The organism is Cognatishimia activa, from assembly GCF_017798205.1.
In the GTDB taxonomy this organism is placed as follows: Bacteria; Pseudomonadota; Alphaproteobacteria; order Rhodobacterales; family Rhodobacteraceae; genus Cognatishimia; species Cognatishimia activa_A.
In genome coordinates, this window is the sequence record NZ_CP060010.1 from 193,674 (window position 1) to 205,878 (window position 12,205).

The window sequence follows — 12,205 nt, forward strand, 5'->3', positions numbered from 1 at the left end:
GCCCAAATTTGACGATTCGACGCAATTCTTAGGTTATTGATCTGCCACTTTGCCAAAAGCCGCGAGCCAGGCCAAGCTCTGGCAAGACTACACGCTGAAAATTTTGACCGACAGATAAAATTTACGTTTGATTTGTTTGGAAATACAGAAGCACTTCAACCCGCGACTTGGCACAATGAATGGATAAGCTTGCGGAAAAATCGCGCGCGACCACGAGCCGCTATTCACATGTCCAAAATTATAGTTTAACGCTAAACAAAATTCTCAAGAGGCCCAGATGTCAGACAACTCTTCAGATTCCCAACGCCAAGCCGCGCTCGACTATCACGAGTTTCCAAAGCCCGGAAAACTGGAGATCCGTGCGACAAAGCCGCTGTCCACCGGTCGCGACTTGTCGCGAGCCTACTCCCCAGGCGTGGCCGAGGCCTGCATTGAAATCAAAGACGACCCCGCCAACGCCGCCCGCTACACGGCGCGCAGTAACCTTGTGGCAGTGGTATCTAATGGCTCTGCGGTTCTAGGTTTGGGCAATATCGGCGCGCTGGCCAGCAAGCCGGTGATGGAAGGCAAAGCGGTTCTGTTCAAGAAATTTGCGGATATCGATTGTTTTGACATCGAGGTCGATGAAACCGACCCAGAGAAACTTGCTGATATCGTCTGTGCGCTCGAACCCAGCTTTGGCGCGGTGAACCTCGAAGACATCAAGGCACCCGATTGTTTTATTGTGGAAAAGCTCTGCCGCGAGCGGATGAATATTCCGGTGTTTCACGACGATCAGCACGGGACCGCGATCGTTGTTGGCGCTGCCGCCACAAATGCATTGCGGGTCGCGGAGAAGGCTTTCGCAGACATCAAGATCGTGTCCACGGGCGGCGGCGCGGCGGGCATTGCCTGCCTGAACATGCTGGTGAAACTGGGCGTCAAACGCGAGAACATCTGGCTCTGCGACATCCACGGGCTGGTCTATGAAGGCCGGACCGAGGATATGAACCCTCAGAAGGCGGCTTTTGCACAGAAAAGCGACCTGCGTACACTGGACGACGTGATCGAGGGCGCGGATCTGTTCCTTGGATTGTCCGGACCAAACGTCCTGAAACCTGCGATGGTTGAGAAAATGGCCGAGCGCCCGATCATTTTCGCTTTGGCCAACCCGACACCGGAAATCATGCCTGACGCAGCCCGCAAGGTTGCACCGGACGCGATCATCGCCACAGGGCGCAGCGATTTCCCCAATCAGGTCAACAACGTCCTCTGCTTCCCCTTCATCTTCCGAGGAGCGCTGGACGTCGGGGCCACCGAGATCAACGACGCGATGAAAATCGCGTGCGTCGAAGGCATCGCCGAACTGGCGCGGGAGACCACTTCGGCCGAGGCCGCGGCCGCCTATAAAGGGGAACAGCTGACATTTGGGGCGGACTATTTGATCCCCAAACCGTTTGATCCCCGTTTGGTTGCGATTGTCTCGGGTGCCGTGGCGCAAGCTGCAATGGAGAGCGGAGTTGCGACACGACCTTTGCACGACCTAGAGGCCTATAAGCAAAAGCTTAATCAATCCGTGTTTAAGTCTGCCCTCTTAATGCGACCGGTCTATGAAGCGGCCCGCGTCGCCTCGCGCCGCATCGTTTTTGCCGAGGGTGAAGACGAGCGGGTCTTGCGGGCAGCGCAGGCCATGCTCGAGGAAACCACGGAACAACCAATCCTGATCGGCCGTCCTGACGTGGTGACCGCGCGCGCAGAACGCGCCGGACTGAAAATTCGCCCCGGTGTGGATTTTGACCTGGTGAACCCGGAAAACGACCCGCGGTATCGTGATTACTGGCAATCCTATCATAAACTGATGGAGCGTCGCGGCATCACGCCAGATCTGGCGCGCGCGATCATGCGCACCAACACCACCGCCATCGGCGCGATCATGGTGCATCGCGTCGAGGCCGACAGCCTGATATGTGGCACCTTTGGCGAATACCGCTGGCATTTAAACTATGTCGAGCAAGTCCTCGGTGGTGGTACCTATCGGTCCGATGGCGCCCTCTCGTTGATGATCCTCGAAGACGGCCCCCTGTTCATCGCAGACACACACATCCGCTACGCGCCAACACCCGAAGAAATCGCGCGCTCCGTCGTTGGCGCGGCGCGCCATGTCCGTCGCTTTGGGCTGGATCCGCAGATCGCATTGTGTGGTCAAAGCCAGTTTGGCAATTCCGATTGCGACAGCGGCATCCGCTTGCGTGCAGCCATGGAGATCCTCGGCCGTGAGTACCGCGATTTCACCTATGACGGCGAAATGAACATCGAGACCGCACTGGATCCAGAATTGCGCCAGCGGGTGTTCCCAAGCTCGAAACTCAACGGCCCTGCCAATGCATTGATCTTTGCCAATGCGGACGCGGCCAGCGGTGTGCGCAATATCCTGAAAATGCGCGCCAGTGGCCTTGAAGTCGGGCCAATCCTAATGGGCATGGGCAACCGCGCCCATATCGTCAGCCCGTCCATCACAGCGCGTGGTCTTTTGAATATGGCCGCCATCGCCGGCACGCCGGTCGCGCATTACAGCTAGGCCTGTAAATTTGCCCAGACTTTGCAAACTCGCCTCAAAACCCTGAATCAGAGACGAGTTTGCAGGGGTTTGCCTGCAAACCCTATTCAAAATTGCAAATTTCTTAACTCAATTTACCCAAGCTGACGTCACGAGACTTTACGGCTTTTGATCCCCCTGTCTATGGTGCGCCCAAGGAGGATTTGTCATGAGTTATGCAGAGGTTTACGCGCAGTGGGAGAAAGACCCGGAAGGCTTTTGGCTGAAAGCAGCTGAAGCAATCGATTGGGTCGAGGCGCCACAGACCGGTGTCACAGATAAGGGCGATGGCTTTTACGAATGGTTCGCTGACGCGAAGGTCAACACCTGCTGGAACGCGCTGGACCGTCATGTCGAGGCCGGACGCGGCGATCAGGCAGCGATCATCTATGACTCTCCGATGACCGGGACCAAGCGGTCGATATCCTATGCTGACTTACGCGATGAGGTGGCGACATTCGCAGGTGCCTTGGCCGCGCAAGGCATCGAAAAAGGTGACCGTGTCATCATCTATATGCCGATGGTGCCCGAGGCTCTAACAGCGATGCTCGCCTGCGCGCGTATTGGCGCGATCCACTCGGTCGTTTTTGGCGGATTTGCCTCCAACGAGCTGGCCGTGCGGATCGATGATGCGACGCCCAAAGCCATTATCGCAGCCTCCTGTGGGCTCGAGCCCGGCCGCGTTGTCGCCTATAAACCCTTGCTGGACGGCGCAATCGACATGGCGACGCATAAGCCCGACGTCTGCGTGATTTTGCAGCGCGATCAAGAACTTGCGCCCATGGGCAACCGCGATGTCGACTGGCGCGAGATCGCGGCGGCTGCGGACCCGATCGACTGTGTTCCCGTCGAAGGCACCCACCCGGCCTATATCCTCTATACCTCGGGCACTACGGGTCAGCCCAAAGGTGTGATGCGTCCGACTGCGGGCCATCTGGTGGCGCTCAACTGGACTATGAAGAACATTTATGACGTGGACCCCGGCGAAGTCTTTTGGGCCGCGTCTGACGTTGGCTGGGTCGTGGGTCACAGCTACATCTGCTATGCGCCTCTGATCCATGGCAACACGACGATTGTTTTTGAGGGCAAACCGGTCGGCACACCTGACGCGGGCACCTTCTGGCGCGTGATCTCCGAGCATAAGGTCGCGAGCTTCTTCACCGCTCCGACGGCCTTCCGTGCTGTGAAACGCGAAGACCCAACGGGCGCGATGATCAAAGACTATGATCTCTCGGGCCTGCGCAGCGTCTTCCTTGCGGGCGAACGCGCGGACCCAGACACAATCACCTGGGCTGAAAACAATCTGAACGTGCCAGTGATTGACCACTGGTGGCAGACGGAAACAGGCTACGCTATTGCCGCGAACCCCTTGGGGATCGAGCAGCTGCCTGTGAAACTCGGTTCTCCGGCGGTGCCAATGCCCGGCTATCAGGTGGATATTCTGGACGACGGCGGCCATCCGGTTGCGGCGGGTGAGCTTGGCGCGATTGCGGTGAAACTGCCCCTGCCCCCAGGCACGCTGCCCACCCTTTGGAACGCGGACGCGCGCTATCAGTCGAGCTATCTGAACACCTTTCCCGGCTACTATGAAACCGGTGATGCGGGCATGAAAGACGAGGACGGCTACCTCTATATCATGGCGCGCACCGATGACGTGATCAACGTCGCGGGTCACCGCCTGTCGACCGGCGGCATGGAAGAAGTCCTTGCCGAGCACCCAGACGTCGCAGAATGCGCTGTGATCGGCGTCGCGGACCAGTTGAAAGGACAGTTGCCGCTTGGTTTTCTCTGCCTGAACGCGGGCACAGATCGGCCGCACGAGGAGGTCGTCTCTGAGGTCGTGAAACTGGTGCGCGAAAAGATCGGCCCGGTGGCGGCGTTCAAGATGGCCACAGTTGTGGATCGCCTGCCGAAAACCCGCTCGGGCAAGATCCTACGCGGCACGATGGTGTCGATTGCGGATAGCAAAGAATGGAAGATGCCCGCGACCATCGATGATCCCGTTATTCTCGATGAGATCACCGAAGCCCTGCAATCCCTCGGCTACGCCAAATAGACACGGAACCGCGCGCGGCGCGACTTTGCCAACGGCAAACCGCGGCGCGCGCTTTTAGACGAATTGTTCTCGGATCAGACGCTCTTCCAGCCCATGGCCCGGATCAAACAGGATGCGGTGTCCCACCGCTGGCTCTGACTTGATCTCGACCGTGGCCACATTGCGCACAGAACGGCTGTCTGCATCAGCCATCACTGGACGTTTTTCAGGGTTGGTGACTTCAAAGGTCACGGTCGAGGACTTACGCACCAAGGCCCCCCGCCACCGACGCGGACGAAACGGCGCGATAGCTGTCAACGCCAAGACATCCGAGCCGATTGGCAAGATCGGGCCGTGTGCTGAATAGTTATAGGCCGTCGATCCCGCCGGTGTCGCCAGTAGCGCGCCGTCGCAGACCAGCTCCTCCATCCGCATGCGTCCATCAATCCAGATCCGCAACTTCGCCGCTTGCGGCCCTTGGCGCAGCAAGGACACCTCGTTGATCGCAAGGGCCGTATGCACCGTGCCATCCACCTGCGTTGCGGTCATGGTCAAAGGGTTAATGATCTCTTCCTCGGCGTCTGCAAGCCGTGCCATCAGGTCCTCTGAGGCATATTCATTCATCAGAAACCCGACGGTGCCCCGGTTCATTCCATAGACGGGAACGTCCAGCTCCTGCGTGCCGTGCAAGGTCTGCAGCATAAACCCGTCGCCACCAAGCGCCACAATCAGATCGGCCTCTTCAGGCGCGCAATTGCCGTGCATAGCGACCAATTCCGCCTGCCCCGCCTGCGCGGACTCAGCCTCTGAGGCCAGAAATGCGATTCTTTTGCGGTCCGCCACAGCGTGATTCCTGTTTCCAAAGCCCGAAATCTGGTTCCGAAAGAAACATAAGTTCACAGCAAGCGCCAGCCATGGCGCGATGAAATCGCACAGGGTCGCTTTTTGGTCTTTTAGCCAAGGGGTGTTTCCGATAGGAAACCTGCAAATTTAAACCTCATTTCGGAGCCTCATAAATGACCGCATCCACCGACACTGGTTTCTTCACGGAAAGCCTCGCCACACGTGACCCAGAGCTGTTTGGCTCGATCACCGACGAGCTGGGCCGTCAGCGCGATGAAATCGAGCTGATCGCGTCCGAGAACATCGTTTCCGCCGCCGTGATGGAAGCGCAGGGTTCCGTCATGACCAACAAATACGCCGAGGGATATCCGGGCCGTCGTTATTATGGCGGCTGCCAGTATGTCGACGTGGCCGAGAACCTCGCGATTGACCGTGCGAAACAGCTTTTCAGCTGTGAGTTCGCCAATGTGCAGCCGAACTCTGGTTCCCAGGCGAACCAAGGCGTGTTTCAGGCGCTGATCAAGCCAGGCGATACGATTTTGGGCATGAACCTCGCGTCGGGCGGCCACCTGACCCATGGGGCTGCTCCAAACCAGTCTGGTAAGTGGTTCAAAGCGGTCCAATACGGCGTGCGTCAGCAGGACAACCTGATCGACTATGATGAGGTCGAGGCGCTGGCCCTAGAGCACAAGCCTCAGCTGATCATCGCAGGCGGTTCCGCGATCCCACGCGTCATCGATTTCGCCAAGTTCCGCGAGATTGCCGACAAGGTTGGTGCCTATCTGCACGTCGATATGGCGCACTTTGCAGGCCTCGTTGCCGCAGGCGAGCACCCATCGCCATTCCCCTACGCCGATGTTGCGACCACAACGACCCACAAGACCCTGCGCGGTCCTCGTGGCGGTATGATCCTGACGAATGACGAAGCCATCGCTAAGAAAGTGAACTCTGCGATCTTCCCAGGCATTCAGGGCGGTCCGCTGATGCACGTGATTGCCGCCAAAGCCGTCGCGTTTGGCGAAGCGCTGCGTCCTGAATTCAAGACCTACCAGCAAAACGTCCGCGCCAATGCGGTGGCTCTGGCAGATCAGTTGATGAAGGGTGGTCTGGACATCGTCACCGGCGGCACCGACACGCACGTCATGCTCGTGGATCTGCGCCCCAAAGGCGTGAAGGGCAATGCGACCGAAAAGGCCCTGGGCCGCGCGCATATCACCTGCAACAAGAACGGCATCCCGTTTGACCCTGAAAAGCCAATGGTGACCTCGGGCATCCGTCTGGGCACGCCCGCCGGCACCACCCGCGGTTTTGGCGAGGCCGAGTTCCGCAAGATCGCGGATCTGATCATCGAGGTCGTCGATGGGCTTGCGGCAAACGGCGAGGACGGCAACCAGGCGGTTGAAGAGAAAGTCAAAGCAGAGGTCACAGAACTCTGCGCACGTTTCCCGCTGTATGAAGGTCGCTGATTGCGAAGACGCAATTGCTTGTGACACAAAGGGCGCGCAGAGTTCTGCGCGCCTTTTCTTTTGCTTAACCTGATGACTTCAAAGCTCAGCCGCACCCAACAGATTGAACGACAACTCGGCGACTGGACCCGCGCGCGATTGCCGTATGGAGTCGCGGAACTGGTTATGTTCACACTGAAACAAGGCTGGGCTGCGCTCTTTGGGGCATTGATGCTTCTGGGGATCATCCTGTCGTCTCAGATTTGGCAGGAGCAGTGGTCAATCGCCCGCTATGACGCTTTGCTGATCTATGCGATATCCCTTCAGATTTTGTTTCTGATGACGGGTCTCGAGACCTGGGAAGAGGCTCGCGTCATTTTGCTGTTTCACCTGACCGGGACCGCGATGGAGATCTTTAAAGTCAATGCTGGCAGCTGGGCTTACCCAGAAGCGAGCCTCTTGAAGCTTTGGGGCGTCCCGATGTTCTCGGGGTTTATGTATGCGTCGGTAGGCTCATATATGGCGCGGGTGATCCGGCTTTTTGATATGCGGTTTTCCCCTTACCCGCCGCTATGGATGAGTTTTGCCCTCGCGGGTGCAATTTATATCAACTTCTTTGCTCATCACTTTGTAACCGACATTAGGCTGGTTCTATTTGTGGCCACCGTCGTAGTTTTCGCCCGAACCCGCGTATGGTTTCGAATTGCCGAGCGCCACTACTGGATGCCCCTGCCTCTTGCTGCTTTCTTTTCCAGTTTCGCGCTTTGGATTGCCGAGAACGTCGGAACGCGTACCAAAACCTGGCTCTACAACGGGCAAACCGCCCAAGAGCTCGTAAGCTTTTCAAAACTCGGTTCTTGGTACCTGTTGCTGTATGTCAGCTTCGTCACTGTCACCCTCGTGGCACGGGATGCCATTCGGAGCAGCAAGCAACAACCTTAGATTGAGTTTCATTCGATTTTTTGAAGCTATCACTAGGCCGTAGCAAGCGCGCTGCGACGTACTGAAAACTGCACCGGATTGCATGTCACCTCGGCTTTCGGCGACGGGAAAGTTTTTTGGCTCGCAAGATTCTTGCGTTTCCGCTTCCGTAACAATCTGAATTTCAATTATATTTCTGTTCTTGAATGTGAAACGGCACCTCGAATCAACTCGAGGTGGCCGCCGTTCCAGTTTTCAGGATTTTGGGGTGGTCGCGCCGCTTAGACGAAGCCCTGCCATTGCAGGAAAAACACCAGCAACGCGCTCGCAATACCAAGATGCACCATGGCTTCCCAACGGCCACCAGTCATCTTGCGAAGGCGTACTTCCTCTGGGTCGTAGTAGACAAGATCGTCCACAAGACCGCTCATCAAACCCTCAAATTCTTCAATTTCTTCAGGGTTTGTTGTGCCTTCAGGACCTATGCGCTGATGCAAATTGACCAGCCGATCCGCCGTCTTATGTGTCCGTTTCGGCAGCTTGCGCTTCATTTGGCGCATAGCTTGATCCAGACTTTCCCCTTCCACACCAAACTTTCTCCGGATAATCAGCCGAAGAATAAAGATATTGTGTTCCACATCCTCTAGTTCAATCATATCGTCCCCACGACTTTGCGATCCCCACCGCATCGTTAACCTTTCGGTAACACTTCAATGCTGCAGAAAATCGACTATCCAAATCAATCCTCTCGTAACCCTTTGCTGGTGGTGCACGGGCTTTATGGCTCCGCGCGCAACTGGGGGGTGGTGTGTCGAAAGCTCTCTGCGGAGCGGCCCGTTCACGCGGTCGACAACCGCAACCATGGGGAGAGTAGCTGGCGTGACACCCACAGTTATCTGGATCTGGCAAATGACCTCGCTGAGGTGATTGAGGCCGAGTTCGGCAAGGTTGACCTTCTGGGTCACTCTATGGGCGGCAAAGCGGCCATGACGCTGGCTCTAACCCGCCCTGACCTAGTGAACCGCCTGATCGTGGCCGACATCGCCCCTGTGACCTATTCCCACAGCCAGCTGCAGTTCATCCACGCCATGCGCAAAGTAGACCTTACGACGGTCGAGAAACGCTCTGACGCTCTGGCGCAGCTTGAGGCGGCGGGGGTTGAGGACCCGACGCTCAGGTCCTTCTTCACGCAATCACTGGACCTCAAGGCTAGAAAATGGCGCCTGAACCTCGACACGCTTGAAGCCGAGATGCCAAAGATCATGAGTTTCCCAGACATCTCCGGAGAGTTCACAGGCAAGACGCTCTTCCTGTCGGGCGCAGACTCGGACTACGTGCTGCCCGAACACCGCCCTCTGATCAAATCCCTCTTTCCAAAGGCCGCCTTTGTGAAAATCTCTGGCGCAGGGCATTGGTTACACGCCGAAAAACCCGCGGAATTCATCGCCACAGTCGACGCCTGGTTAAAGCGTGGTGAATAAACCACACCATCCAGTGTAAAAATACCGCACCTGCCACAAGATGCTGTTGATTTCACGGGGATCGACGGCTAACAGAGAGCCATTAGGTACATAGACGCGGTATGTAGTTCTGACGCAAGGGGTCGCTGCCAATGGCAACGACCCCTTTTGCGTTTCAGCATGGAAGAAGACGTCAGGTACTCAGACGCGGTCCTCGTAGTATGCTCCGTGAGGTAGCCCTCTCGGCCGCACAATCCTGACGCCTTCCATGAATGTCCTGACTTCGCCCTCAACCCACGAGGATCTCTGAACAAAGCCCGTTCATCCGTTTCGCCCTAACCTTTGCAGGTCAGCGCTGCGGGAAAACCCAGCGATACCGATCTGACGATCCGCACGCGATACACACCTTGCGGCACATACCAAGGGCTCATCCCCCCAGCCGATCTTTGGCCGAAGCCTCCAACCAGCCCGCGACTGCCATTCCACCGCCTTCCCATCCTTGGCACCCTAAGATCCCATCTCTGTTTCGGCCAGCGTCCCAAGCGTTCCGTGGTTTAAGGTCGTTGCCTCCCTCGCCCCGCGTCCCCCTTAAGAGACTTTCGCGTCCCGCTCCGGATCTTGCGATCCCTTGCGTTGGATTAACGTTGGCATTTGGATCGGCGATCCGGCAAGGGAAATGTTTTGTTTTATGCTAATTTCTTGGGGGTAAGTCTTTGAGTTCGCTTGTGGATTTCCTGTGGATAACTCGGATTTCCTGAGCGTCTCGGCTGGCTTGGGGGATTGAAGGTGAAAATCGCGCGAAGGGGTGGTTTCGCGGGTGATTTTCGTAAAGTCCGGCGTGGTTCTGGTGGGTCACGCGGGGTTTGCCGGAGAATCACGGGGAATCAGAGCGGCGGATTTGGCGGTGTTTGAACATGGTTTGAGGGCTAAGGAAAGGCGGATTTTGCGACCGCAGCATAGTTTTCATGGCCTGTGGCACAGCTGCGTTTTCAATCTGCTCCAGCACCCGGCCCGAGGGGTGGGTGCAAAGCGCCCGCCCGTTTTGCCGGAGGCAAACCTTTGGTTTGACGGGGGGCGGGTCGGGCGCTGCCCATGCAGAGCATGGGCTCTAGCTGTCCATCTTCAACGCAGAAATAAACGCTTCCTGCGGGATATCCACTTTCCCGAACTGACGCATCTTCTTCTTACCGGCTTTCTGCTTTTCGAGCAGTTTCTTCTTCCGGGTCGCATCGCCGCCGTAACACTTCGCAGTCACGTCTTTACGCAGCGCAGACAGCGTCTCACGCGCGATGACCTTGCCCCCGATGGCCGCCTGGATCGGGATCTTGAACATGTGGCGTGGGATCAGGTCCTTGAGCTTTTCACACATCGCCCTGCCCCGCGTCTCGGCGCGGTCGCGGTGGACCATGGTCGAGAGCGCATCCACAGGCTCGTCATTCACTAGAACCGACATCTTCACGAGGTTGTCCTCGCGGTAGCCGGTCATTTGATAGTCAAAGGACGCATAGCCCTTGGTCACCGATTTCAGACGGTCATAAAAGTCAAAGACCACCTCATTCAATGGCAGGTCATAGACCACCATGGCGCGGGAGCCCGCGTAGGTGAGGTCTTCTTGAATGCCACGGCGGTCCTGACAAAGTTTCAGCACGTCGCCGAGGTAGTCATCAGGCACAAGGATGGTTGCCTTGATGCGCGGTTCTTCAAGGTGGTCGACCTTGGACATGTCGGGCATGTCGGCGGGGTTGTGCATCTCGATCATTTCGCCGTCCTTCATATAGACGTGATAGATCACCGAGGGCGCGGTCGTGATGAGTTCGATGTTATATTCCCGCTCGATCCGGTCGCGGATGACTTCGAGGTGCAGAAGACCGAGGAAGCCGCAGCGGAAGCCAAAGCCTAGCGCCGCAGAGGTTTCCATTTCGTATGAGAAAGACGCATCGTTCAGCGCGAGCTTGTCGATCGCGTCGCGCAGATCTTCGAACTCAGCAGAGTCCACAGGGAAGAGACCACAGAACACAACAGGCTGTGCGGGTTTAAAGCCTTCCAGCGGGGTTTCTACGCCGTTCCGGTCATTGGTGATCGTGTCACCCACACGCGTGTCGCGGACCTGCTTGATCGATGCGGTCAAAAAGCCGAGTTCGCCCGGGCCTAGCTGATCAACTTGCTCCATCTCGGGGCGGAAGACGCCGACGCGGTCCACGTGGTGCAGCGTGTTGTTAGACATGAATTTGACGCGCTGACCCTTTTTCAGGGTGCCGTCGATGATGCGCACAAGGACGATCACGCCGAGGTAGGCGTCATACCAGCTGTCCACCAGCATGGCTTTCAGAGGCGCATTCTCGTCGCCCTCCAGAGGCGCTGGCAGGCGGGTGACAATGGCTTCGAGGACATCCTCGATACCCAGACCGGTTTTCGCGGAAATCAGGCAGGCGTCGGTTGCGTCGATGCCAATGACGTCTTCGATCTGCTCGGCCACGCGCTCAGGTTCTGCGGCTGGAAGGTCGACTTTGTTCAGAACCGGCACGATCTCGTGGTCGGCCTCAATCGCGGTATAGACGTTCGCGAGCGTCTGTGCCTCGACCCCTTGGGAGGCGTCCACAACCAGCAAAGAGCCCTCAACTGCGCGCATGGAACGGCTGACTTCATAAGCAAAATCGACGTGGCCGGGGGTGTCGATCAGGTTGAGGACATAATCCTCTCCGTCATTGGCTTTATAGTCGATCCGCACCGTGTTGGCTTTGATCGTAATGCCGCGTTCGCGCTCGATATCCATCGAGTCCAACAACTGTTCCTTCATATCCCGATCCGCCACCGTATTGGTGGATTGGATCAGCCGGTCAGCGAGCGTGGATTTCCCGTGGTCGATATGGGCAACGATCGAGAAATTGCGGATTTTCGAGAGCTTTGTCATGGCAAGCCATATGGA

Annotated in this window: 8 protein-coding genes; 5 read left to right on the forward strand and 3 right to left on the reverse strand. The window is 57.2% G+C overall.

The window, feature by feature from the left end; genetic code table 11:
* Window positions 1-277 precede the first annotated feature (277 nt).
* Window positions 278-2,557: an NADP-dependent malic enzyme gene (locus HZ995_RS00935; protein WP_209356832.1), complete on the forward strand. Its 2,280-nt coding sequence runs from the start codon at window positions 278-280 to the stop codon at window positions 2,555-2,557.
* A 187-nt stretch (window positions 2,558-2,744) separates the two neighbouring features.
* Complete coding sequence (locus HZ995_RS00940; protein WP_209356833.1) at window positions 2,745-4,631, forward strand: propionyl-CoA synthetase; 1,887 nt, start codon at window positions 2,745-2,747, stop codon at window positions 4,629-4,631.
* Window positions 4,632-4,685: 54 nt separating this feature from the next.
* Here HZ995_RS00940 and HZ995_RS00945 read toward each other — a convergent pair whose 3' ends face one another.
* The gene (locus HZ995_RS00945; protein ID WP_209356834.1) at window positions 4,686-5,453 is read right to left on the reverse strand and encodes an NAD kinase; all 768 of its coding nucleotides are present in this window, start codon (window positions 5,451-5,453) and stop codon (window positions 4,686-4,688) included.
* Between the two features lie 173 nt (window positions 5,454-5,626).
* On the opposite strand from HZ995_RS00945, the gene glyA reads away from it, so the two are divergent.
* Both glyA and HZ995_RS00955 read left to right on the forward strand, forming a co-directional pair.
* The gene (glyA, locus tag HZ995_RS00950; RefSeq protein WP_209356835.1) at window positions 5,627-6,919 is read left to right on the forward strand and encodes a serine hydroxymethyltransferase; all 1,293 of its coding nucleotides are present in this window, start codon (window positions 5,627-5,629) and stop codon (window positions 6,917-6,919) included.
* 165 nt (window positions 6,920-7,084) lie between these two features.
* On the forward strand, window positions 7,085-7,840 hold the full coding sequence (locus HZ995_RS00955) for a DUF817 domain-containing protein (RefSeq protein WP_432417981.1): 756 nt from the start codon (window positions 7,085-7,087) through the stop codon (window positions 7,838-7,840).
* 260 nt (window positions 7,841-8,100) lie between these two features.
* Here the strand turns inward: HZ995_RS00955 and HZ995_RS00960 are convergent, their stop codons facing one another.
* Entirely contained in the window at window positions 8,101-8,475 is a 375-nt protein-coding gene (locus HZ995_RS00960; RefSeq protein ID WP_209356837.1) for a hypothetical protein, read from the reverse strand.
* A 57-nt stretch (window positions 8,476-8,532) separates the two neighbouring features.
* Here HZ995_RS00960 and HZ995_RS00965 point away from each other — a divergent pair, with 57 nt between their 5' ends.
* A complete protein-coding gene (locus HZ995_RS00965; protein ID WP_209356838.1) occupies window positions 8,533-9,300 on the forward strand; it encodes an alpha/beta fold hydrolase in 768 nt (255 codons plus the stop codon).
* A gap of 1,087 nt (window positions 9,301-10,387) precedes the next feature.
* On the opposite strand, the gene lepA is transcribed toward HZ995_RS00965, so the two are convergent.
* Entirely contained in the window at window positions 10,388-12,190 is a 1,803-nt protein-coding gene (gene lepA, locus HZ995_RS00970; RefSeq protein ID WP_209356839.1) for a translation elongation factor 4, read from the reverse strand.
* Window positions 12,191-12,205 lie beyond the last annotated feature (15 nt).

Coding starts and splice junctions, on each gene's coding strand:
- HZ995_RS00935 (WP_209356832.1), top strand. CDS start 278: ATGTCAGACAACTCTTCAGATTCCCAACGCCAAGCCGCGCTCGACTAT.
- HZ995_RS00940 (WP_209356833.1), top strand. CDS start 2,745: ATGAGTTATGCAGAGGTTTACGCGCAGTGGGAGAAAGACCCGGAAGGC.
- glyA (WP_209356835.1), top strand. CDS start 5,627: ATGACCGCATCCACCGACACTGGTTTCTTCACGGAAAGCCTCGCCACA.
- HZ995_RS00955 (WP_432417981.1), top strand. CDS start 7,085: ATGTTCACACTGAAACAAGGCTGGGCTGCGCTCTTTGGGGCATTGATG.
- HZ995_RS00960 (WP_209356837.1), bottom strand. CDS start 8,475: ATGATTGAACTAGAGGATGTGGAACACAATATCTTTATTCTTCGGCTG.
- HZ995_RS00965 (WP_209356838.1), top strand. CDS start 8,533: ATGCTGCAGAAAATCGACTATCCAAATCAATCCTCTCGTAACCCTTTG.
- lepA (WP_209356839.1), bottom strand. CDS start 12,190: ATGACAAAGCTCTCGAAAATCCGCAATTTCTCGATCGTTGCCCATATC.